The sequence below is a fragment of the Lacrimispora sanguinis genome, from assembly GCF_044987295.1.
Classification (GTDB): Bacteria; Bacillota; Clostridia; order Lachnospirales; family Lachnospiraceae; genus Lacrimispora; species Lacrimispora celerecrescens_B.
This window is the reverse complement of sequence record NZ_CP173277.1, coordinates 1936560-1960306: the sequence shown is the minus strand read 5'-3', so window position 1 is coordinate 1960306 and position 23747 is coordinate 1936560. Positions and strand designations below refer to the sequence as shown.

At 44.6% G+C, this 23747-nt stretch carries 16 protein-coding genes and 1 riboswitch; of the genes, 8 read left to right on the top strand and 8 right to left on the bottom strand.

Features of this window, described 5'->3' with window-relative positions:
* The first annotated feature begins 3 nt into the window (after positions 1-3).
* Complete coding sequence (locus ACHZES_RS09175) at positions 4-900, top strand: DMT family transporter (protein WP_395548183.1); 897 nt, start codon at positions 4-6, stop codon at positions 898-900.
* A 221-nt stretch (positions 901-1121) separates the two neighbouring features.
* Here ACHZES_RS09175 and ACHZES_RS09170 read toward each other — a convergent pair whose 3' ends face one another.
* The 4 genes from ACHZES_RS09170 to ACHZES_RS09155 form a co-directional block, all read right to left on the bottom strand.
* Positions 1122-2213, bottom strand: a complete 1092-nt coding sequence (locus tag ACHZES_RS09170) for a rhamnose ABC transporter substrate-binding protein (RefSeq protein WP_395548184.1) — start codon at positions 2211-2213, stop codon at positions 1122-1124.
* 64 nt (positions 2214-2277) lie between these two features.
* On the bottom strand, positions 2278-3273 hold the full coding sequence (locus ACHZES_RS09165; RefSeq protein ID WP_395548185.1) for an ABC transporter permease: 996 nt from the start codon (positions 3271-3273) through the stop codon (positions 2278-2280).
* A 3-nt stretch (positions 3274-3276) separates the two neighbouring features.
* Positions 3277-4272 carry an ABC transporter permease gene (locus ACHZES_RS09160; protein ID WP_038283227.1) on the bottom strand — a complete coding sequence of 332 codons (996 nt, stop codon included), beginning with the start codon at positions 4270-4272 and terminating at the stop codon, positions 3277-3279.
* Positions 4272-5765, bottom strand: a complete 1494-nt coding sequence (locus ACHZES_RS09155; protein ID WP_395548186.1) for a sugar ABC transporter ATP-binding protein — start codon at positions 5763-5765, stop codon at positions 4272-4274. Before ACHZES_RS09155 ends, ACHZES_RS09160 begins: the two co-directional genes overlap by 1 nt.
* Before the next feature lie 193 nt (positions 5766-5958).
* Between ACHZES_RS09155 and ACHZES_RS09150 the strand changes: the two genes are divergently transcribed.
* The 4 genes from ACHZES_RS09150 (at position 5959) to ACHZES_RS09135 (ending at position 13869) form a co-directional block, all read left to right on the top strand.
* Entirely contained in the window at positions 5959-7521 is a 1563-nt protein-coding gene (locus ACHZES_RS09150) for a helix-turn-helix domain-containing protein (RefSeq protein WP_395548187.1), read from the top strand.
* A complete protein-coding gene (locus tag ACHZES_RS09145; protein WP_395548188.1) occupies positions 7518-9338 on the top strand; it encodes a sensor histidine kinase in 1821 nt (606 codons plus the stop codon). The genes ACHZES_RS09150 and ACHZES_RS09145 overlap by 4 nt, the downstream gene beginning before the upstream one ends.
* Positions 9339-9753: 415 nt before the next feature.
* Positions 9754-11883: an EAL domain-containing protein gene (locus tag ACHZES_RS09140; RefSeq protein ID WP_395548189.1), complete on the top strand. Its 2130-nt coding sequence runs from the start codon at positions 9754-9756 to the stop codon at positions 11881-11883.
* 15 nt (positions 11884-11898) lie between these two features.
* Positions 11899-13869 carry a Na+/H+ antiporter gene (locus tag ACHZES_RS09135; RefSeq protein WP_395548190.1) on the top strand — a complete coding sequence of 657 codons (1971 nt, stop codon included), beginning with the start codon at positions 11899-11901 and terminating at the stop codon, positions 13867-13869.
* Between the two features lie 126 nt (positions 13870-13995).
* On the opposite strand, the gene mgtA is transcribed toward ACHZES_RS09135, so the two are convergent.
* Entirely contained in the window at positions 13996-16713 is a 2718-nt protein-coding gene (gene mgtA / locus ACHZES_RS09130) for a magnesium-translocating P-type ATPase (RefSeq protein WP_395548191.1), read from the bottom strand.
* A gap of 530 nt (positions 16714-17243) precedes the next feature.
* Positions 17244-17404, bottom strand: a riboswitch (M-box (ykoK) riboswitch).
* 294 nt (positions 17405-17698) lie between these two features.
* Between mgtA and ACHZES_RS09125 the strand changes: the two genes are divergently transcribed.
* From ACHZES_RS09125 to ACHZES_RS09115, 3 genes are all read left to right on the top strand, one after another.
* A complete protein-coding gene (locus ACHZES_RS09125; protein ID WP_395548193.1) occupies positions 17699-18295 on the top strand; it encodes a hypothetical protein in 597 nt (198 codons plus the stop codon).
* Between the two features lie 103 nt (positions 18296-18398).
* On the top strand, positions 18399-19268 hold the full coding sequence (locus ACHZES_RS09120) for an NAD-dependent epimerase/dehydratase family protein (RefSeq protein WP_404820358.1): 870 nt from the start codon (positions 18399-18401) through the stop codon (positions 19266-19268).
* 68 nt (positions 19269-19336) lie between these two features.
* Positions 19337-19888: a VanZ family protein gene (locus tag ACHZES_RS09115; RefSeq protein WP_395548195.1), complete on the top strand. Its 552-nt coding sequence runs from the start codon at positions 19337-19339 to the stop codon at positions 19886-19888.
* Positions 19889-20049: 161 nt separating this feature from the next.
* Here ACHZES_RS09115 and ACHZES_RS09110 read toward each other — a convergent pair whose 3' ends face one another.
* From ACHZES_RS09110 to ACHZES_RS09100, 3 genes are all read right to left on the bottom strand, one after another.
* A complete protein-coding gene (locus ACHZES_RS09110; protein ID WP_395548196.1) occupies positions 20050-20901 on the bottom strand; it encodes an NAD-dependent epimerase/dehydratase family protein in 852 nt (283 codons plus the stop codon).
* 69 nt (positions 20902-20970) lie between these two features.
* A complete protein-coding gene (locus ACHZES_RS09105) occupies positions 20971-21939 on the bottom strand; it encodes an aldo/keto reductase (RefSeq protein WP_395548197.1) in 969 nt (322 codons plus the stop codon).
* 431 nt (positions 21940-22370) lie between these two features.
* Positions 22371-23684 carry a collagen-like protein gene (locus tag ACHZES_RS09100; protein ID WP_395548198.1) on the bottom strand — a complete coding sequence of 438 codons (1314 nt, stop codon included), beginning with the start codon at positions 23682-23684 and terminating at the stop codon, positions 22371-22373.
* Positions 23685-23747: the final 63 nt, after the last annotated feature.

Sequence of the window (23747 nt, the reverse complement as noted above, 5' to 3'; positions counted from 1 at the left end):
GTTATGGGGAGATTATATTTAACGATAGCATTTATATTGGCTGGTTCTTCGGTGATTGCTGCCAGTTTTATAACCGCATATCTTCCGACTTTTACCACCACGTTTTTAAGCCTGGTATTCGCATCCTTAACTGCGGTACTGTTTTGCGGTAAGAACATGTATGATACAGCAAAGTGCCTGTCAAGAAAAACTTGGACGGTCATTTTGTTGCAGGCAATGTTTGGCAGTTTTCTTTTCCGGGTGTTTTTGACAACCGGATTGCAATATATCGGGGCTGTAGAAGCAGGGATTATTACAGGGGCCACGCCGGCAATCACTGCATTGCTCACCTGGTTGATGCTGAACGAGTATTTAAGCTTACGCACGGTGACAGGTATTCTTATAACGTTTGCCAGTGTACTGTTGGTACAAGGCTTTCCATTTGAGACAACGCTTGAAAACTTTCAGCCAATCGGAGTTATCTATGTATTATGTGCGGCAGCTTGTGAATCGCTATTTACAACGTTTTCACGAAAAATCCATGTAGGTGCAAAAAGTGATGAAACACTGCCCCCATTGGTCCACGCTGGATTTGTAAGTATTTGTGCTATGGTACTGTGCCTTATTCCCGCCTTGCTGGAACAGCCTTGGGCAGCAATCGCAGCGCTGCCGGTCAGCGGCTGGATTGCCTTCTTATGGTATGGCAGTATTGTTACAATCGTCGCCTTTGCGTTTATGTTTGCAGGGGCAAAAAGGTGTAACGGTTATACCATTGCGGCATTTGCAGGTATTATTCCAATTAGTTCAACATTGTTTTCTATCACTATATTAAAAGATTCAATCAGTAAGTATCAAGCTGCAGGTTGTGTACTTGTAGTTTTTGCAACGCTTATCATAAGCTATCAAAAGAAAGCTGCTTAAAAACTTGAGGATCATTAATGAGGGGGAAGACTCCTATCAACAAAGAAAAGGCCACAGTTAAACTGCGGCCTTTTCCATACTTATAGATGTTATCTCATTAATTTTTTTCTGTAAATGCTATCCGCTATATTGAGGAAATATAGTAGAGTTTTATTCTTATGACTTAGGTTTAGACAGGATAGTACCAGAGAGGTACGACAGCCACTTCAACCCCTTTTTTATTAATAAACGGATTTCCATTCATCAATATTGGAGCTGTCAAATTTAAATGGAGGTCCAAGGATAATCTCCGTTCCGCCATCCGATGCCCCGATCACTTCGTAATCGCCCATTTCTCCGGCAGTGAATTTGTCGCCGGTTTTCCCTGTGATAGAGCCGTCTACCAGGGCGATGGAAGTATAGGCCCCTAAGGAACCTACGTCAATAGGATTCCATAAGTACATATAAGGACAGGAGTGAGCGTCATCATTGCCGATGTATTCCGCCATTTCAGAGGGCAGTCCCAGTCCTGTCAGCTTAACTTTGGATTTCTCATCTTGAAGGACTTTTGCGGCCGCATTGATTCCAACGGTGGTTGGCGCACAGATAACCTTTAAATCAGGGTATTTGGATAAAAGCGCCTGAGTCTGGTCCGTGGATTTCTGGGGTTCGTCATCTCCATATGCTACCTCTACCAGATTAAGCTTTGAATACTTACTTTCCTTCATGACCTCTTTCATAGCTTCGATCCAGGCATTCTGGTTGGTAGCCTGGGAAGTGGCGGAAAGAATGGCCCAATCCCCCTCGCCGCCTGAGATATCATAGACAGCATCCATTAAGGCCTGGCCAATTTCCGTGGTTCCGGCCTGGTTGACAAAGGTCTGACGGCTATCCTTATTCACCTTAGAATCCAGACAGGAAACCTTGATTCCTGCTGTCATGGCTTCTTCCAAGGCTGCCTGCAGAGCATTTTCATCATTTCCCGCGATACAGAGGGCATCCACACCCTGGGAGATCAGGGACTGGATAACGGAAACCTGGGCGTCTGCCGTAGCGGACTCCGGATGTTTGATGATGCAGGTTCCGCCCTCTGCCTCAATGACCTTCTGAAAGCCCTGTGCCATTTTTTCATTATACGGATTGCCTGCTGCCTTTGTAACGATAGCAAAGGTCTTTCCGGCGGCTCCCCCAGTTCCTGCCCCATCCTTGGACGCAGCCTCAGTTTTCTGTGGGGACGCCGTACTTTCCGTTACACTGCTTTTACTGCTGCAGCCTGCAAGGATTCCTGAAATCGCAGCGGTACACAGGAATGCATAAACCAATTGTTTTCTCATGTTAGAATTACCTCCCTTTTCCATTTCTTAGTTTTTTATACTGAACACCTTCTGGTGCTGCGTATCATGCTTGCTTCCGTTTTCTGTTCTTAAATAGTTCCGGTATCATAACTGCCAGAATTAACAGGGTACCAAGAATCACCAGAATAACCTGGGGATTCATGTTTATCTGGCCTAAGCCGATCCGGAGACAGATAATGATAAATGCTGATATCATGGCTCCGGTTAATTTTCCCTTGCCTCCAGCCGTGGAAATTCCGCCGAATACTGCCATGGCAATGGCATCCAGTTCAAAGCCTGTTCCCGTAGTGGTATTTGCACCGTAGAGGACAGAAACCAGAAACATGGCGCTGATGCCCGCCATCATGCCGGTAACAGAATAAACTACCAGACGTATTTTCTGTACATGGATGCCGGAATAAAATGATGTTGTCCGGTTGCTTCCAATGGCATAGAGCCTTCGCCCAAAGGAGGTCCTGCTTAAAATATAGATAAATATAATTGCCGCAAACAGGACTGCAAAAAAAATATAAGGTATGGGCCCGATTTTCCCAGCCAGTGCCCGAAAGCCTTCATTGTGCTTTAAAGACACGGAACCTCCGCTTCCCAGTGCAATTTCCGCTATCCCACGGAATATGATCATCGTAGCCAGTGTGACAATCATGGATGGCAGCTCTGTAAACAGGGTGACTGCAATCCCGTTAAAAAGCCCGCAGGAGGTTCCAACAAGAATACCGATCAAAATGACAACCGGAAATGGTATGCCCGCATTTCCCGCCAGACAGGCGGTGGTTGCCGATAAGCAGACTGTGGCTCCCACTGATAAGTCGATCTCCCCTAAAATGAGGATATAAGCCATGGGAAGCAGCAGAAACACTTCGGTCAAATATTTTGGCATTTCCCGCAGCACATTGGTAAGCTTATAGCTTGGAGAGATGATCATGCATAACAGGTTTACAGCAAAAAACAGAAATACCAGCATCCCTTCCCAGCTGAGAAGGCTTTTTTTCCAGCTTTGCTCTGCCTGCGCAGATATTGTTCTTCCCGATTTTCCCGCCATGAATTACATCTCCCTTCCTTTTAAGTTTTCTTTTTGCATCATGCGCTGCGCCACTACGTTAAAAATGATGACGGCCAGTATAATACAGCCCTTAACCGTATTCTGTACGATGGAGTCGATCCCTACGAGAGGAAGGGCCTTGGCAATGACTGCCAGAATCAGAGAGCCTAACAAAGCGCCTGCCACTGTTCCGCGGCCTCCCGACATGCTCACGCCTCCGATGACACAGGCCGCGATCACATCCATTTCCTTTCCGTAAAGCATGTTAGGCTGAGCGGAGGAATAGACAGCTACTGCAAGGGCACCGCACAAACCGGCCAGCATTCCCATAAGGGTATAGACTAACAGCTTGATTCTCTTGGTATTGATGCCGGATACGGCAGCAGCTTCCGGGTTGCTGCCTACCGCATAAATCTTTCTTCCTGTCTTGGTCCATTTCATGACTGCAAAGAAGATTATATAGCACACCAGGACAATGACAATAACATTATTTAATATACCAAGCCCCAGTTCCTTTTCCAATGCAAAGTTCTTAAAGCCTCCCAGATTTTCCGCACTGGCCCACTGGCTTCTGGCAATCAAATAGGCAAGTCCTCTGTATATGTACATGAATCCCATGGTGGCGATAATAGGAAGTACCTTTCCTCTTGCTACCACAAAACCAATGATTGCCCCACATATAGCGCCTACTAAAATGGCGATGAGAAACAGCAGGAGAGTATTATGAATGATGTTATATTTAAGAAGCATTCCTACGGTCATGCCGGAAAGAGCAAGGGTGGAGGTGATGGAAATGTCGATTCCTCCCACCAGCAGGACGCAAAGCATTCCCAGGGCCATAATCATGATAACCGCATTATTTTTCAGCATATCCAGAATGGATTTTGCGGTCAGAAATGATGGGCTGAATATCTGGATCACCATGCAGAGAATCACCAGTACAAGGAACAGGCTGGCCTCTCTGGAGCCTGTAATTTTCTTAAGCAATTTTTTCTCCATTACTGCGAACTCCTTTCCATGGCATGCTGGAGAATGACTTCCTGAGTCGCCTCCCCGCGATCTAACTCACCGGACAGTCTGCCATTGCACATGACCAGGATGCGGTCGCTCATGCCAAGAATTTCCGGCATTTCCGAGGATATGAGAAGGATTCCGTATCCTTTCTTCGCTAAATCCCCCATAATCTGATAAATCTCAGCCTTTGCTCCAACATCCACGCCCTTGGTTGGTTCATCCATAATGACGACTTTCATTTCCTGGCTTAAAGCCTTTGCCACCACCACTTTCTGCTGGTTCCCGCCGGATAAGGAGTTTGCAGGATCAAAGATGGAAACTGCCTTTGTATCTACTTCTTCCAAAAGCTGTTTTGCAGTCTCACATTCCTTTTTTTCATTTGTGATGCCGTATTTTGCGTATTTTCCTATGATAGGCAGGGTCACATTGCGCCCTAAGCCCCAGGTGAGGATAAGACCTGCTCTCTGGCGGTCCTCCGGAAGAAGGACAAGTCCTTCTCTCATGGCATCAGCCGGGTGTTTTATGGAGACGTGCTTTCCCTCAATATAAACATTTCCGGAATCCGGCTTTGTAATGCCGCAGATGCTTTCTGCCACTTCTGTTCTTCCTGCCCCTACAAGACCTGTAAGTCCCAGAATCTCCCCCTGGTGCAGTGTAAAGCTTATGTCTTTGAAATATCCGGTCCTTGACATGTTTTCCACTTTAAGGACCTCCGGGCCGGTCTTCACCTCCGGTTTTGGGTATAGATCCTTAATTTCACGTCCTACCATGGCTTTGATGAGCTCTCCATTGGTGATCCCCCCTGATTCATAGGTCCCGATGTACCTGGAATCCCGGAAAACGGTTACCCGGTCCGCCAGCCGGTACATATCCTCAAACCGGTGGGAGATAAAGATAATAGAAACACCGGAGGCCTTTAACTGATCCACGATCCGGTATAAGTCTTCAGATTCATTTTTGGTAAGAGCTGCTGTGGGTTCATCAAGAATGATGATTCTGGCCTGGGTAGATAGTGCCTTTGCAATTTCCACCATCTGCTGTTGGGCAACGCTCAAGGTTCCCATTTCATCGGCGGCCTTAAAGTCTGCATTCAGCTGCATTAAAAGCTTATCCGCCTCCTGATTCATCCGCTTCCACTGGATCATACGGTTTTTCACGATCTCATGGCCCATAAATATATTCTCCGTCACCGTAAGGTCCGGGTAGGAGGTAGGATGCTGGTAAACCGCAGCGATTCCTGCTGCCTGGGCATCCTTTGGCCCTTTAAATTCTGCCCGATTCCCATCCAGAAAGATTTCTCCTTCGTCGGCCCTGTGAACTCCTGTTATCACTTTGATAAATGTGGATTTTCCCGCTCCGTTTTCCCCCATCAGTGCATGAACCTCGCCTTTTTTCAGACTGAAATGGACCTGATCCAAGGCTTTCACGCCGGGAAATATTTTTGTAACGCCCTTTAATTCCAGAACATATTCGGACACGGCTTCTTCCTCCCTTCTTAATCTGGGATCATCCTATCATCGGTGAGACACGGAAGAAACAGCATAATCTTTTGATAACGGGTAATATATTTTCGACTTTTTCGTTGATAATGGCAATAATAGGCCTTTTGTATTGTTTTTCTTGGTTATTTTGCTAGAATAATAATGGATAAAATGCAAGAAGGAGACCGTTATGAAATTGCTGATTGTTGATGATGAGGAGCTCACACGTACCGGACTGATTGATTCCATTGACTGGGAGTCTCTGGGCATCTTTCAGCTATTCCAGGCAGAGGACGGCATAAGCGGGCTTCGCATAGCAAAGGCTGTGAAGCCTGAAATCGTTTTATGCGATGTAAGGATGCCCAGAATGGATGGAATTGAGATGGTGGAACGGCTGGAGAAGCTGCTTCCTCATTCGGCCTTTATCTTTATGAGCGGTTATTCGGATAAAGAATATTTAAAAGCAGCCATTCGCTTAAAGGCTATCAACTATGTGGAAAAGCCTCTGGACCCTACAGAGGTGAAAAACTCAATCAAAGAAGGCTACAACTGCGTCCGTCAGAATATGAGGACTGTAAAAAATGAGCTGTTTTATTCAAGGGGAACCGCCTCTTCCTTTGCCGCAGCCCTAACCCAGCCTTACAGGGACAATAAGGAAAACGTCACAGCCCTTGCAAAAGAGCTGGGCCTCAAGCTCACTTCCCATGCAAGCTTCACCTCTTTTGTTGTCAAGCTGGAGCAGAGCCAGACAGACCAGAACCTTATGGATCAGGTACTGACGGATCTGGAGGTATTTCTTTCCCATTCCCATATGCAGGTTTACTATGTATCAAAATATATCCAGTACCATGTGTTTCATATCCTATCCCCTGTTTTACCTCCTCATGGTGCTGTAAACCGGATCGGTGTTTTCTTAAAGAATTGCTTTGATCCGGCCTGTACCTTCTATATCAGCAGAGGAGAAACTTGTTCGGGCATTGCAAGGGCTTACGATTCCTATGCATCTGCGGTTTCTCTCATGCAGAGCAGCTTTTTCTTTGATCCGGGAACATTCTTTACTCCTGAAGAGAATGATACGGTACATACGGAAAAAGAAGACAGGAATAAGTCCGCCGAGGAGGCTTATATCACCCTTTTATCGGAGGCCGTTTTAAATAATGACCGGAAAATCGGAAGAGAACTGCTTCGGCGCCTTTATGAGGATTTTTACCAGAGGAGAGAGGTATCTCCCCATGAGGCAAAAGATCTTTATTATAAGCTCTTTATGGTTTTGGAGGATTGCCGCCAGACTCTTAGACTAGCACCTGTCATGGAGCCGGAAAATGCCATGAAGCTTCTTGAAAGTTGCTTTAGCTTTCGGGAGCTGCATCAAAAGCTGACGCAAAAAACCGAACTGCTATTTGAAGCAGCCCGGTCCCATCTGTCGGAAGAACCCACTATTTTCTTAATTAAAGAGTACATCCACAATCATTATCACGACGAAGCCCTTTCGGTACGTGATATTGGCGGCCAGGTCTACTTATCCGCTTCTTATGTGTGCACATATTTTAAAAATGAAACAGGGCAGACCATTAACCAATATCTTACGGATTACCGGATGAAAAAAGCCAAAGAGCTCCTGGCTGATTCCCGTTATCAGATTGCCGATATTTCAAACAAGGTAGGATACAGCAACGGAAATTATTTCAGTAAGAGCTTTAAAAAGATGACCGGCTTGTCGCCGTCTGATTACCGGGAGAAAATGTTGAAATGAAAAGTCTGATACAAAGAGGAAAGTTCTTCTATAACAATATGATGCTGCAGACAAAGTTTACGATCACCCATCTGGTCATCACTACGATACCTATGCTGGTCATGTTCTTCTTTTTCCATGGAAAGCTTTATGACATGGTTTTGGCGGATACCATACGGACGGAACAAAACGCCTCTGCCATGACCATGCCGCAGATTGATCAGCTGATTGATACGTGTATGGAGGCGCAGAAAAGCCTGGAAGCCCATCCTTATTATAAAAAATTGTTCCGTCTGATTGGATACCAGCCATCTAACTGGAGTCATGATTCCTCTGAGGCAGCAGATTTTTACGGAGCAGCAGAAAACATCATTGACGGCGAATACATAACGAATATTCTTATTTATCTGGATATTCCTGAATTTCAGGAAATCTTTCACAATGAAGCTTCCAGCCAGATCTTCCGTCCCATGAGCGAGGCCAGAGGGTCTTACTGGCATGGAATTTTCCAGGGGGACCGGTCCTTAAATTCTCTCTTTTGTCCGGAATTCTATTTAAGCCCCATCGAGGTGAGGAAATCTGGGGATATGGCCTATATTACCAAAAGTACCATTTTGTATGACAGTGAGTATCGCACCTGCTATACGGCTATTTATTACTCCAAGGCACCATTTACAAAACTTTTAAAGAACAATCTAACAGAGGATACCAGCGTAGCCTATATCATCAACGATCGGGACAGTACCGTTGCAACATCTGACGACGGACTGGCGGGAATCTACCATTTCAGCTATGATAAGGTCCGGGATTTTTTTATGTCATCCAATAACTTTGTCCTCAAAAATATTCTGGATCATGATGTTTATGCCGGTTTTTATTATATCAGGAAAGCGGACTGGTTTATGGTGGCTGTAATTCCCACCAGAGCCATTATTAAAAAAAGCTTCCTCCTTATGATCGGCTTTTTCTTTATATATTTGCTCTGCATATTGATTTCCTTTTTAATTGCAAACCGGCTGTCTCATTCCATTACCAACCGGATTTCTTCTGTCATTGGGCAAATGGCAAAGGTGCGTACAGAACCGCCCACCCCTCTGCCCGCATCTCTTTACCATGATGAGATCGGGGGCCTGATCGACACCTACAATTATATGACAAGGATGATGAACAGGCTCATCGGGGAGCAGGCAAAAGCGGCAGAGGACTTACGAGCCGCTGAATTTAATTCTCTTCAAGCCCAAATCAATCCCCATTTTCTATACAATACCATGGACATGATCAACTGGCTGGCGCAGCAGGGGCGGACGGAAGAGGTTTCGGAGGCTGTCGTGGATCTTTCCCGTTTTTACAAGCTGACTTTAAGCCATAAGGGAATCTTAAGCACTATTGCAGATGAGCTGGAACATGTGAAAACCTATGTCAGGCTTCAAAATATGCGATACCATCAGATCATTGACTTTGTGGATGATATCCCGGATCATATGATGGATTTGCCAATACCAAAGCTGACCTTTCAGCCAGTGGTGGAAAATTCCATCCTTCATGGGCTTTTGGAAAAGGTTCCAAAAGGAGGAACCATTGTAATTACCGGCTGGATGGAGGATAACACAGCCGTCATACTGATTTCCGATGACGGGGTTGGAATGGACACCGGAAAGCTTTCCGGTATTCTCTCAGGCAAGGGGACCAGTAAAATTGGGACAAACATTGCCGTATTCAATACCCACCGACGGCTGGAGATTCTTTACGGTCCCGGGTACGGCTTGACCTATAACAGTCTGCCGGGAAAGGGGACAGAGGTAGAGATCAGGATTTCCTCTTTTTATGACCGCAATTGATGCTTTCATTCAACCCATAATGCTCATAAAACAATTAATAACAACAGAACTGAGTAGTTACCTATATTGAATGAACCTCAATGTAAAATATCTTTCCCATTAGAAAGGGAAAGATGCAAATGTTTGAAAATAGTATAGAGAAATTCAAGTTACAAAAAGGCAGGGCGCAGTCCCTGCCTTTTTGTAACTTGAATTAGCCAGAAGCTCGGATTGCAATTGACCTTTCATTCAACTTCAGTTCATACAGAAAATAAATTGGGAACATAATTATATACATTGATTACAATTAACAACAGCAACTTAGTTAAAGCTATTATATTAAATAAGATAATAGTGACCTAAGGTGTGGAGAACCATATTTAAAGCGTCACTGCCGTTAGTTCCCGCATACCTGAAGGAGGAATTCATAAAAATAATGCATACGTTTGATACACTTATATCTAAGCTGGCAAACCAGCAGATGATCCGAATACTCCGTAGAGGACTGCTATACTTAATGCCGTTTGTTTTAATCGGTTCCTTAGTGCTGGCATTGCTGAATCTGCCCATTCCGGCATACCAATCATTTATGTCATATATTTTTGGAGAAGGCTGGTGGGAAATTGGCCTGCTCATATATGGTGGGACACTTCAAATCATGGCGATAATCACGATGATTACCGTCAGCCATGCGATTGCAAGCGAGAAAGAGTTCGTAAAGTCCGGAGAGGTCAGTACAGCTGTCTTACAGGCAGTAGCACTGATCGTTTTCATCATATGGATAAAAAATTCAGATGGTACGGTAATAAGCACAGAATATGCCGGTTCTTCCGGGATGTTCGGAGCCATAATCATATCATTTCTTGCATGTAATTTATACTGTTTTTTCTATAAATTACGAGATCGTATCCGGTCTAAGAATCTTATCAGTTATTATAGCAGTTCCCTGACCCGGGAAGCCTTCCGGACGGTAACTCCGGCTCTGCTCACGGTTCTCACCTTTTGCATGGCAAAGGTGATACTTGATTTTATCGGATTAAACAGCAGTCAAATTTTACATACAATCAACGAAATATGGGTGCCGGGACAAAGTTTTTTCTCCGCAGTCATTGTTATTCTCATTACACAAATCTTATGGCTGTTTGGCGTACACGGTGGAAATGTCATTATGGATGCCATGCCTACTGTGGTTTCGTCAGTACCGTCAACCATGGGTGAAGTGATTTTTAACAAAGAATTTTTTGACACCTATGTCTATTTAGGAGGTGCAGGAGCAACCTCTGGGCTGCTGATTGCCCTGTTGCTGGTAGGAAAAAACAGCAGCGAAACTCGTTTGGCAAAGATTTCGATACTGCCAGGTATATTTAATATAAATGAAATCATGATATTTGGTTTACCCATTATATTTAATCCGTATTTTTTTGCTCCATTTGTGTTAGCGCCTGTTTTTTTATGCCTTACCGCCTGGATATCCGTAAGCGTGGGCCTGGTTCCTCCGGTTACGCAGGTGGTAACATGGACTACTCCAATATTCCTGTCCGGTTATCTCAGTACGGGATCTTTTGCCGGAGCCGTGATGCAAGCGGTTAATCTGGCGTTGGCTGTGCTGATCTATATTCCTTTCGTCAGGCTGCAGGAAAAGCATCAGCAGTGTGCGCGCATGGAAGTGTTTAAGGGACTGGCTAATGAAATTCAATATATTCAGGAACGGCAGAATAAAACCATCCTTAACCGTCACGATGAAACGGGTTCTCTTGCCCGCGCTTTGGCGGCAGAGATCCGGGAAGGCTTAAAGAGCCAGGAGCAAACGCTTCATATGGAATATCAGCCGAAAGTAAATTATAAAGGTCAGGTCGTGGGTGCAGAAGCTCTTCTGCGATGGAATCATCCCATATATGGTTATGTATCCCCTATCGTTATATTGAGTATCTGTGATGAGGCAAATTTGACGAATGAGCTGGGCCAATGGATTATGAACCGGTCATTTGGAGATATGAAACGCTGGCATGAACAAGGTTTTAAAGTCCCCCTTTCCGTAAACTTAAGTCCGCGGCAGCTGAAAGAGGATGGCTCCCTTGTTCGATCTGTGCAGGAGTGCATCAATCGGTTGGGCATCGAGCCTCAGTATATGGAATTGGAGCTTACCGAAAATGCTACAATTGATGCGACTGACGCCATATGCAATAAATTAGGGCAGATTACAGCGATGGGGCTTAATCTTTCCATTGATGACTTTGGAATGGGTCACAGCTCGCTTCTTTACATATGCGATTTCTACGCTAATATCATAAAAATAGATGCCTCCCTGGTAGGATTGATAACCAGCGATGAACAGCGCCGGCAGATTGTAAAATCAATCCTTTCTCTTTGCGGCCAGTTGAATGTCAAGGCTGTGGCGGAAGGTGTGGAAACCAGGGAACAGGTCGAATTACTGCATGAACTTGGCTGTGAGTGCTATCAGGGCTTTTATTTCAGCAGGTCCTTAAATCATGATAGTTTTATGGAATATGTCAGTCAGCATGGTACGGCGGAGGAGGAGAAACAAAAATTTAAAGCAAGGGAGTGATGGGAAGGTGAGCCATTGGGAACGATACAGACAATATTAATACTGCTTATTTTAATAGTTTTATCCAGCGTGCTTCAAAAATATATGCCCAGTATTTCTTTACCCCTGTTTCAAATTCTATTAGGAGTTTTAGCCGGTATACTGCCTTTTGGCATTACCATTCATTTGGATACTGAAGTTTTCATGCTTCTCTTTATCGCTCCCATTTTATTCGTGGATGGCAAACAAATCTCAAACCGGGAGTTATGGAATTTTAGAAATCCCATTCTGCTGATGGCATTGGGGCTTGTTTTTTCAACCGTTCTTATTTGCGGTCCCATTATAACCAGGCTCATACCCGGACTGCCTCTTGCCACGGCTTTTGCTCTTGCGGCGGTACTGTCACCAACGGATGCAGTAGCTGTCAAGGCGATTTCAAATAAAATCAAGCTGCCACACAATATTATTACAATTGTAGAAGGCGAATCCTTATTAAATGACGCTTCCGGCCTCGTTGCTTTTAATTTTGCCATTGCGGCACAGCTTACAGGTTATTTTTCTATAAAAGACGCGACATTGAGCTTTCTTTATATCGCAATCGGCGGCGCTCTGTTTGGTGCCGTAGCAACCTATATCATTAATCTATTTACAAGCAAGCTCAAGGCCATGGGAATTGAGGATGCGACCGTTTATACGCTGATCCAGATCATCACACCTTTTGCCGTGTTTTTGATTGCAGAAGAGCTTGGTCTTTCCGGGATATTGGCCGTTGTAGTTTGCGGTATCATAATTTCCATTAGCAGGCCCAAAAGGTTTACCACTCAGGAAGCAAATATAAACTATATCTCCGAGGGTGCCTGGTCAACGCTTCTTTTTGTCTTAAATGGATTGGTATTTTTACTGCTTGGAATGGAGTTGTCAAACGCATTTAGTAAGGAAGTTATGAATACACAGATCAGCACAATTACGGATATCAGCTACGTATTGGATATATCCGCCCTGTTGATACTGATTCGTTATATCTGGGCGTACTTTTTTATCGGAAAGGATCAAAGCAGTCGTATGCGAAATTCCCTGTTGATTTCCCTGTCCGGTGTAAGAGGTGCTTTGACGCTTGCCGCCTGTCTGTCAATTCCGTTAACCTTGCATAACGGTTCGCCTTTTCCACAGAGAGATTTGCTGCTGTTTATCAGCGGTGGAGTCATTATTGTCACGCTGTTAATTGCAAATATTGTCCTGCCCCTGATTTGTCCAAAAACGGAAACCGACAGCAGGCAATTAGAGCTGGCTGCTACAAGAAAGGTTATTCAGGCCGCAATTGATTCGATAAAAAGTGAGATGAATGACGATAACAGTCAGGCCGCTTTTTCTATCATTACCCACTATGAGCGGTTGCTCTCTGAAAATTCAAACAACAGGACTTTAAAGTTTGCATCGGATGAATGGAGAAAAGAAATCGAGATTTTCATGACTGGGCTTGTTGCCGAGAAAGAGGAAATCAAACGGTTACTCGAAAACAATACATATAATAAGGAAGCTTTGCTTCGGATCGAGCACACTCTTATCGTTGTCCAGAGACGATTGGAGAGAAGAGGACCGGTAAAGGGCATTTTACCGGTCTTTCGCCATATGCTGGAGCCGGGTTCTTTCCTGAAAAGACATAAGTATTTAAACCAGGATGAGATGGTTCGTGTGAAAAGGCACACGACGAAGGTTGCGATCGAAGCGATATGGGATACCGTTACTCCGGAGAATGAAAACGCTGCTAAAAGAGCAATTGATCATTATTTATCCATCCTGGAGGTGTTTAATAAGAGGTTCTTAGGTGAAGAAGGAAAGGCTTATGCCGATAAAAAAAGACAGCTGCAATTTAGCGCAATACAAACTCAAAAGGTAAAGGTGCAGGAATTGCTGGAGCTTGGTGAAATTTCTTACACGACAGCAGGACAGTTGAGAAAAAATATTGGATTGGAAGAGGCTGCGCTTTTTGAGGAGGATGTAAGTTAAGTAGTAAAGTGTATGGAATAGAAGTCCCAATCACTGTGTTAGAAATCAATGATAAAAGCCTGCAGGTATTATCTCGTAATTGTGATAATACCTGCAGGCTTTTGCATGGATCTTGATAAAAAGTTCTTATAATAACTCACCATACCTTCTAATAAAAATCTTCTTGAACACTGTAGCGAGCACCATATACAGGAAAATAGTCAATGCCAGCCATGCGAAATATACAGGCGGCAGAGCGGCCAGGCCGATGGTTGCTCCAAGTTTGGTAAAGGGAATGATGGTCAGGGCCGCAATACCGGTGAAGGTGAGCAGTGTCACCGACAGGGAAGCATGGCTCTGAATAAAAGGAATCTTAGGTGTTCTAATCATATGAATGACAAGCGTCTGGCTCCACATGGATTCCACAAACCAGCCGGCCTGGAACAGTGCGATAAAGTATGCCTGTGTTGCCGGGTCCGTAAGCTGATGGAACATAAGTCCGCCGGTCATGGCCGGGCAGATGATGAAATACATCAGCATGTAGGTGGTGATATCAAACACCGAGCTGGTCGGTCCGATCCATATCATGAATTTTCCGATAGAGGAAGCGTCCCATTTCCTTGGTACAGCAAGGTACTCTTTGTCTACATTATCCCACGGAATTGCCGTACAGCTTAAATCGTAAATCAGATTCAACAGAATCAGATGGATGGGCAGCATAGGAAGGAAGGGAAGGAAAGCGCTGGCAGCCAATACTGAGAACATATTTCCGAAGTTGGAGCTTGCCGTCATCTTGATATATTTGATCATGTTGGCGTAGGTCTTGCGGCCCTCGATGATGCCCTTTTCCAATACCATTAAGTCCTTTTCCAGAAGAATGACGTCAGCGGATTCTTTGGCAATGTCTACTGCTGTGTCCACGGAAATGCCCACATCGGAAGCCTTCATTGCTGCCGCGTCGTTGATGCCGTCGCCCATATAGCCCACGCTGTGCCCATTATCCCGCAGGACTGTAATGACACGGGCTTTCTGCTGTGGAGATAACTTTGCAAAAACACTGACTTTTTCAGCGGCGCTGCCAAGCTCTTCATCGGTCATGTTGTCCAGATCAGAGCCCAACAGGATGCGGTCAACGGAGAGGCCAACCTGCCGGCAAACGCAGCGAGTTACCTTGTCATTGTCGCCGGTCAGAATCTTCACATCCACACCATGCTCTTTTAAAGCAGCCAGTGCATCCGCAGTGGATTCCTTTGGCGGATCAAGAAAAGCAAGATATCCCATCAGTACCATATCGGATTCGTCGGCTACGGAAAACGTGCCAACGGGAGAGGGATTTGTTTTCTGCGCAACGGCAATAACCCGCATTCCATCCTCGTTTAAATCATTTACCTTTTCTAAGATATATTTTTTGATGTCATCGGTCAAAGGCAGCACCTTTCCCTCATACTCGGCATAGCTGCAAACCGACAACATTTCCTCTACTGCACCTTTGGTGATCATCTGTGTCTTGCCGTTTTTCACCACTACGCTCATGCGGCGGCGCTCAAAGTCAAAGGGAATTTCATCGACCTTGGTAAACTGATCGGTAAGGCCGCGAAGCTCCGCTACCGTTTTCTGTTCCTCCAGGGTGCGCTCAATGACAGCGACATCCATGAGATTCTTCAGTCCTGTCTGATAGTAGCTGTTTAAAAATGCATGGCGCAATACGCGTGTATCTTCATCTCCATGGATATTCAAGTGGTATTGCAGAGCCACTTTATCCTGGGTCAGGGTTCCGGTCTTGTCAGTACATAGAATGTCGATGGAGCCTAGATTCTGGATGGAGTTTAAGTTCTTGATGATTGTCTTTTCCTTAGACATAGCCACAGCGCCTTTCGCAAGGCAAGTGGTGACGATCATCGGCAGCATTTCCGGTGTTAAGCCTACCGCCACTGAAAGGGCAAACAGAGTTGCCTGCATCCAGTCACCCTTTGTGAAACCGTTAACAAATAGTACGATTGGAACCATGACCAGCATGAAGCGGATGAGCAGCCATGATACCGAGTTGACCCCTTTTTCAAAGTTGGTCTGCACAGGCTTATCACTGACGTTCTTTGCCATATCTCCGAATATCGTGTCGTCACCGGTTGCCACAACAACACCTGCCGCACTGCCGCTGATGACGTTTGATCCCATAAAGGCCAGGTTAGGATACTCTGCTAATGTATCGTATTCCATACTCACTGCCCCTGGAATTTTCTCAACTGCCACACTTTCGCCAGTCAATGCCGACTGACTGACAAACAAATCCTTGGCCTGGATAATCCGCATGTCTGCGGGAATCATGTCGCCCGCAGCCAGATGGACAATATCGCCCACAACGACTTCTTCCAGCGGTATTTCTGCATTCCCTGTCTCGATTCGCTGAACGTTTGTGGTCGTCTTGATCATTTTTAAAAGCTTATCAGCAGCGTTGCCGCTTCTAGTTTCCTGCACGAAGCGCAGAACCCCGGAAATCAGCACCATTGTCATGATAATCACAACAGTCAGCGGATCTGCTTCTCCTGGTTCTGCAAGAATGATGTCGGTAAATGCCGACACAGCCGTCAGCCCAAAGAGGATAGCGGTAAAAGGATTGATGAACGCCTCGGCGATACGCTTGGGAAGCGATACTTTTTTTCCATGGGTAACTTTATTGTCGCCGTACAGCTCACGGGAAGCATCTACAAGATCCTCACTGAGTCCTTCCGGCGTCGTGTTTAAATTGCCGAACAGTGTATCCGTTTTAGCTGCGGCAGCTGATTTCAGCCTGGCTGCAATTTTGTCACGGCTTACCACGTCCTGGGTTACTTTTAATGTCTCTAAATTGTTTTTTACTTTTTGCATTGGTCTGCACCTCCATAATTTTTATAAGATATGAGGAAGTACAGCCCAAACACTGATGAGCCTCGTCTATAGTCAGGCCGCCGAAATGGAAAAGGGTTTCCATTTCGGCTCAGGCCTTCGGTTCCGCCCGTCAGGATCAGGGCCGCATTGACTTCCGGTTTCCATTTCGTTCACCTCTCTTGTTTTAAATAGTATTTATATAAACCCCAATGGGGAGTGTTGTTTTGTTAAAAATGGGCATAAAAAATCCATCGTCTGTCTTTTCCAAACAAAACGATGGACAACACGCAAAGTGGCAATAGGAATTAAGGCTTATAAAAGCCTTTGCCTAAAGCACCGGTTTTGGGCATGGTTGCACAATAAAAGAACACCTATGCCACAAGCGGTATTATCCTGTCCATCGTTTCTACTTATACTGTGTCCGTCGTCCATGTCCTCACCTCCAAACATAAAAAATCCCCTGTCATCATTTATAAAACGACGACAGGGGATACCATCCCTATAAAAACGCCTGACTGTATTATGTAAAGCGTCTTCCGCCATCGTTCAAGCTTTAACTTCGCAGGGCAATGAAATTACATTATTCCATGCCTTGTTTTTCGACATGGACTGTTCACCTTCTCATAGTGTTTCCACTACTTTGCGGCAGCAACCCGTATCCCTGCGGTAGCCTCACCTACCGAAACGGTCTATTTATTTAATTAACCTGTTATAGTATATGTCCCCGGTTTTGATTTGTCAACCTTTTCTTTGAATTACTTTGAAATCAAATTGAGTACAAGAAAAATCAGTTTGAGAACAATTTAATTCCAGAAAAATACATTTTTTAATATTCTTATTTAGAAAAGTTCGTAATAGGGAAATTTCGTTTTTGGATGGGATTCGGAATTGTGAATCAAAGACAATAGCGAAAATAATAATACAATACATCAGATAAATATGCAGTTAAGGGACAAGATCCAAGAACAAGGGAGGATAAATATCAATGAAAAAAATTGATATGGGTTACTTTATAAAAATTTTGGGGCTTAGGTTGATGCTACTAGCAGCTATCCTCATAGCTCCGGTCTGTATATTGTTATGGGAGCTGCCGCAGATGGATTCCCTAATAGCGACTTTTTTAACGTTTGAATTTCTTTATATTTTCTTTTGGCTTCCCAATAAAATCCTGGATTCTAACCTGACTAAACATTCGAGTCTCCATGAGCAGGACTTAAAGGAGCAGGGGTTTGTCATTGATTATTATTTCAGTGCGGACAATGGTGTCTTTTTTCTGGATGCTGTTAACGGCAAATTCGCTGTAGTTTTTAAGTACAACCCCAAGGAGCTTCAATTCATTGACGGGGCCACCTTAGATGACATCTGTACACATAACGGAGAGCAGATCAATAATGGAACCAGACTTGTCAGCTGCCGGTTCACAATCAACGGTCAGAAACAGAAAATTGATACCCTTCGCGTGACCGGAGGACGCCAAATACATATGAAAGACCTCACGGTTTTGGAAGCTATTTCAAAAGCCGATATGCTGTGCGAACGGTTAACTGAAATAAAAAGTAAAGCCACATTGCAGAAAGGGTAGACTGTCCATTTCGTTGCTATATTTCGGTACCATTTTATGATATACTTTTATAAATCGTAATTTGAAGTATGATCATTTATATAATGTGGGGGTAGAGGACAGAATGGAAATTTTAGTTTTGGGCGGGACAAAATACTTTGGCGTACATATGGTTGAGGAACTTATCAGAAAAGGACATAATGTTACGATTGCGACAAGAGGAATGGCAAAAGATAGTTACGGAAACAGAGTCCGCAAATTAATAGTTGAGCGCACATCTGCCAATAGCATGGCGGAAGTATTTCGCAACAAGACTTATGATGTAGTATGCGACAATATTGCTTATTGCTCCAATGATGTAAAATTTGCGCTGGACTCTATAAAATGCAATCGCTATGTAATGACCTCCACCGTGTCAGTATATGATGATCTCCATATCAACACAATGGAAAGCGACTTCAATCCTCTTGAGAAGCCGCTAAAATGGTGCGACAGAGCGGATTATACGTATGATGAGGTGAAACGGCTTGCAGAGTGTGCTTTGTTTCAAGCATATCCGTCACAAAACAGTGTGGCTATCAGGTTTCCTTTTGTCATTGGCACTGATGATTATACAAAGCGATTGTATTTCTATATCGAACATGTTGTTAAGGGGATTCCCATGTTTATTGACAATGTTGACGCACAGTTGGGATTTGTCAGTTCAAATGAAGCGGGCCAGTTTCTGGCTTTCCTGGCGGAGCAAGAATGCACAGGCGTAGTAAACGGCAGCAATATGGGAACAATATCTCTCCGAGAGATCATCACATATGTTGAAGGAAAGACCGGCAGACGAGCAGTCTTATCAAAAGTGGGGGATAACGGTCCTTACAATAGTGCGCCCGATTATAGTTTAAATACTGGACTCGCATCAGAATGGGGATTTGATTTCTCTCCATTAAAATCGTGGATTTATGAATTAATTAACAAATATATTCAAGAAGCAATGGTATAAAATATGAGCACCATGGGAGCGTAATATCAGAGAGAAGCAAAGATGGATGAAATGAATTTGGAGGTTTTATGAATAAACGTAAGCGAATTGAAACAGTCTTTTTATATGGCGTTTTCATTTGTTATATACTTTTGCTAATTAAAATACTGTTCCTATCAAGAGTTTCTCTTTTGGAACTATTTAATAATCAAAGGACTGTAGTCAGGTCGATCAATCTCATCCCATTTCATAGCATAATGGAATATGTATCTGGCGGATCTGAGAATCTAAAAAGATTTGCTTTTGGTAATGTGGTTGGCAATATAGCTATTTTTGTTCCGTTTGGTGTCTATTTACCATTATTCAAAAATGATAAAAAAGTAACAACCAATTTACTGTTTATAATTATAGTGAGTATATTTGTTGAGATCATTCAGGGACTTTTCGGCATCGGGGCTTCAGACATTGACGATGTAATTCTTAATAGTTTTGGTGGCCTGCTTGGCATATTAGGATATAAGCTTTTTTTATTCATATTACGAGATGAGAAAAAGGCACATACTATAATCACAATACTATCAACGATCATAGGATTACCTATTGTATTATACTTTTTATTTTTTATTAAAATGAGATTTTGAAAATAAATAATACGAGGCGGTAAAATTACAATTTCATAACAGGTTGGAATGACGAGGTATGAATCTAAAAGCTTGCAAATACTAAAAAGATTAGTATTTGCAAGCTTTACTAAATTGAAATATAGGGATTACAGATAGTGGAACGATACAACCCTTATGTATTATTCCTGAGATACATTATCTCTCCAGCAATGAACTGGTTTCCACCCCAGTATTTTTTTTGCCTTTTCATTGGAGTATAAAGTCTGGTATTCATCAATTGGAGTACGAATGTCAGTTACGTTTGGATATTCCGCTTTCATCAGATCACAGCTTTTGATGTCCATACTGTTATCGTCAGCGGCAAGATTCATTATAATAGAACCAAGTCCATCTTTTTCGATAGCAAGGCGGCATGCCACAGCGATATCACGGGCGTCAATATAATTCCACATAAGTTGTTTCCGTTTCTCGGAGTCATGAATAAAACCGGGGAAGTTTAAATATTTTTCTTTGCTTATGATATTGCCGATCCGAAACGAAACGATCTGCATTCCACAGCGGCGGTTGATTGCATCGGCAATTGTTTCCCCAACGATTTTTCCAAGGCCGTAACTATCTTCAGGAAGTACCGGGTGCTCTTCATCTACGGGAACATAAACAGGTGTCAGACCCTGGCGGGAGTTGCAAATCCCATAGGTACATTCGCTGGAGGCAATAACAGCTTTCGTGATTCCTAATCCGGCCGCAGCTTCAAGAATATTATAAGTAGCCATTACATTGTTTTGAAATGTTACTTCATTGGGGAAAATATAAGCGGTAGGGATTGCGGCAAGATGGATCACAGCATATGCGCCTTCTAAGATTCCATAACACTCGCCCAGGTTGGTTAAGTCCGCTGTCATATGTCGTGTCAATGTCTCAGCCGGCTTTACTTTGTCTACACTTAAAACATCATATCCCTGCTCTAAAAAATGCTTAACTACATAGGGGCCAAGAAGACCCGCAGTTCCGGTTATCACTATCTTTTTCATATATAAATTCCTTCCTATAAATGATTAAAATATGTTAGTTTGCCCATTCCTTTTCCGTCTCAAGCATTGCTATCGATTGTATCCAAAGCGTGTACCCGCCAGAGAATGCCATATAACATCACAAGCCTGCAGCACGTCATCATGAAGCACGGCTCCTTCCAGTGAGGCAATATTCTGTTCTATCTGTGAAAGCTTGCTGACGCCACTGATTACGCTGGTGACTTTTTCGCGGCTTAAACACCATTTCATAGCGAGTTCAAGAATACTCAAGCCATACTCTGATGCGATTTCTGTCAACTTTTCTACAGCGGCAAAATTCTCGTCTGACCAGTAGCGTTTATAATAGGCTTCACTGTTTGCAAAACGGGTATTCTCTGCAGGGGTGCCTGGCTTATGTTTTCCGACCAGAAGTCCGCCAGCGATAGGGTTGTATACTGCCATACCCAGCTCATGGGCCTGTAAAAATGGAATGAGCTCCGTCTCTACTCCCCGGGTAATAAGATTATAAACGTTCTGACTGATGACCGGTGCTATGTATCCCCGTTTATCGCAGATAGCCAACATATCGGCAATCTGCCAGGCGGCAAAATTGCTGACACCGATATAGCGGACCTTTCCGGCTTTAACAAGGCCAGACATTGTCTCAAGCGATTCCTCAATTTTTGTTTCGTAATCCGGCGCATGCATATAATAGAGGTCAATATAATCTGTATTCAGGCGCTTTAAGCTGGCATCTACAGCGGAGACAATATTGCGGCGGGAGAGGCCCCTGTCATTCGGGTTTTTACCCATCTGGCCGTTAACTTTCGTGGCGAGAATAATTTTATCACGCCGCCCTTTTAAGCCCTTGCCGACGATGCGTTCACTCTCGCCTTGATTGTACACATTGGCAGTGTCCCAAAAGTTTACACCTTGATTCCAGGCATAATCCATGATGGCGAGGCTGTCAGCTTCGTTGGTCTGAGCGCCGAACATCATTGTGCCAAGACTTAGCGAAGAAACTTTAATACTTGTTCCGGGCAAATTGTTGTATTGCATATAGATTCCTCCTTTCAGATACTCTAAAGTATTTTGATATGCTCATGGGTAATGCTTGTGATAATTATAAACCTTAACGTTAACTTTAAGTCAATCGTTGTTTGATAAAATGTCGTAAAATGTGATAGTAAATTCGTGATTTCAAGAGGGGATATTTCCGTTCGGCCTAATGGCTTGTCCACATTGTACAGATAACCCTTGTGGTACATAGAAATGCCCGTAGATCAGGCCTATGCCTATCCAGGCAGTCAAGAGCCGAGTAGTATTTTGCTGTCGCAAAATCTTCACTCTTAGCCTCTTGACTGGCTGGAAGTTTGCCATGTCTTTGCGATGCCGACAACAGGAATAAAATCTGTCCCCACTGCCATTCTGTCGCTTCAAATGCCCTTGCCTGCTTCTGGAACGCATCAGTCAAAGGAAATGATTAGTCGTTAGGGCATAAGCAGTTTGACACTAAGCGATGCGTTTGCAGCGGCAGCCAGGCTGACCGTCGTAGCTCCCGTAGACTGCAGTGCCAAATCGAGGATTGATCCTGCACCCAATGCCACAATGACACTTCCCTGTAAGATCGTATCATCTGTTACAGACAAGGTGGCAGATTGTAACGTAGAGGTAAAGAAAGTGGTTCCGCCGTTAAGCCGGACTCCTGCTTCAATTGTAGAAGCTATAGTAGCTGGGGCGATACGAACCATGAAATTCACCTCGTAAAAACCAGATAACATGATCTGAATCGTATTTATGCCAAAGCCAACGTCAAAGGAAGGCATCTGGGTCTGCAGTGCAATCTGTTCGATCTGATCTGCGGCGGTAAAAATAAATGTCTGAGGTATGACTGAAAAAAGTCCTCCAAATGCAAATGCGGTAATTCCTTGTGGTCCGGTAGGTCCGGTAGGCCCGGTAGGCCCTGTAGGTCCAATAAGCCCGGTAGGTCCAGTAGGCCCAGTAGCTCCAGTAAGCCCGGTAGGTCCAGTAGGCCCGGTAGGTCCAGTAGGCCCAGTAGCTCCAGTAAGCCCGGTAGGTCCAGTAGGCCCGGTAGGTCCAGTAGGCCCTGTAGCTCCAGTAAGCCCGGTAGGTCCAATAGGCCCGGTAGGCCCTGTAGCTCCAGTAAGTCCGATAGGTCCGGTAGGCCCAGTAGGTCCAGTAGGTCCTGTAGCTCCAGTAAGCCCGGTAGGTCCAGTAGGCCCTGTAGCTCCAGTAAGTCCGGTAGGCCCGGTAGGCCCGGTGGCTCCAGTAAGCCCGGAAGGTCCGGTAGGTCCAGTGGCTCCAGTAAGCCCGGAAGGTCCGGTAGGCCCGGTAGGTCCAGTAGGCCCTGTAGCTCCAGTAAGTCCGATGGTTCCAGTAGGCCCAGTAGGCCCGGTAGGTCCGGTAGGCCCGGTAGGTCCAGTAGGTCCAGTAGGCCCGGTAGCTCCGGTAAGCCCGGTAGGTCCGGTAGGCCCGGTAGGCCCGGTAGTTCCAGTAGGCCCAGTCGGTCCGGTAGGTCCTTGTAGCCCTTGTAAACCTCTAGGTCCAGTAGGTCCAGTAGGTCCAGTCGGTCCGGTAGGTCCGGTAGGTCCCTGTAAACCTCTAGGTCCAGTCGGTCCAGTAGGTCCAGTAGGCCCAGTCGGCCCCTGGGGACCTCTAGGCCCAGTAGGTCCAGTCGGTCCAGTAGGCCCAGTCGGCCCCTGGGGACCTCTAGGTCCAGATGGACCGCAACAACAGCATCTATCAAAACAGCAATTATCGTCGTTATTTCTACAGTTATTCATTATAACTCCCTTCTGTTAAGTTGATTTGTGAGTTATTTCTTAAAGCCTTCTATAGCAAGGTTA

Excerpts from the sequence above, each read along its gene's own strand:
- ACHZES_RS09115 (WP_395548195.1), top strand. The coding sequence starts at position 19,337 with ATGAATAAACGTAAGCGAATTGAAACAGTCTTTTTATATGGCGTTTTC.
- ACHZES_RS09140 (WP_395548189.1), top strand. The coding sequence starts at position 9,754 with ATGCATACGTTTGATACACTTATATCTAAGCTGGCAAACCAGCAGATG.
- ACHZES_RS09125 (WP_395548193.1), top strand. The coding sequence starts at position 17,699 with ATGAAAAAAATTGATATGGGTTACTTTATAAAAATTTTGGGGCTTAGG.
- ACHZES_RS09160 (WP_038283227.1), bottom strand. The coding sequence starts at position 4,272 with ATGGAGAAAAAATTGCTTAAGAAAATTACAGGCTCCAGAGAGGCCAGC.
- ACHZES_RS09145 (WP_395548188.1), top strand. The coding sequence starts at position 7,518 with ATGAAAAGTCTGATACAAAGAGGAAAGTTCTTCTATAACAATATGATG.
- ACHZES_RS09170 (WP_395548184.1), bottom strand. The coding sequence starts at position 2,213 with ATGAGAAAACAATTGGTTTATGCATTCCTGTGTACCGCTGCGATTTCA.
- ACHZES_RS09175 (WP_395548183.1), top strand. The coding sequence starts at position 4 with ATGGGGAGATTATATTTAACGATAGCATTTATATTGGCTGGTTCTTCG.
- mgtA (WP_395548191.1), bottom strand. The coding sequence starts at position 16,713 with ATGCAAAAAGTAAAAAACAATTTAGAGACATTAAAAGTAACCCAGGAC.
- ACHZES_RS09110 (WP_395548196.1), bottom strand. The coding sequence starts at position 20,901 with ATGAAAAAGATAGTGATAACCGGAACTGCGGGTCTTCTTGGCCCCTAT.
- ACHZES_RS09150 (WP_395548187.1), top strand. The coding sequence starts at position 5,959 with ATGAAATTGCTGATTGTTGATGATGAGGAGCTCACACGTACCGGACTG.
- ACHZES_RS09100 (WP_395548198.1), bottom strand. The coding sequence starts at position 23,684 with ATGAATAACTGTAGAAATAACGACGATAATTGCTGTTTTGATAGATGC.
- ACHZES_RS09105 (WP_395548197.1), bottom strand. The coding sequence starts at position 21,939 with ATGCAATACAACAATTTGCCCGGAACAAGTATTAAAGTTTCTTCGCTA.
- ACHZES_RS09120 (WP_404820358.1), top strand. The coding sequence starts at position 18,399 with ATGGAAATTTTAGTTTTGGGCGGGACAAAATACTTTGGCGTACATATG.
- ACHZES_RS09165 (WP_395548185.1), bottom strand. The coding sequence starts at position 3,273 with ATGGCGGGAAAATCGGGAAGAACAATATCTGCGCAGGCAGAGCAAAGC.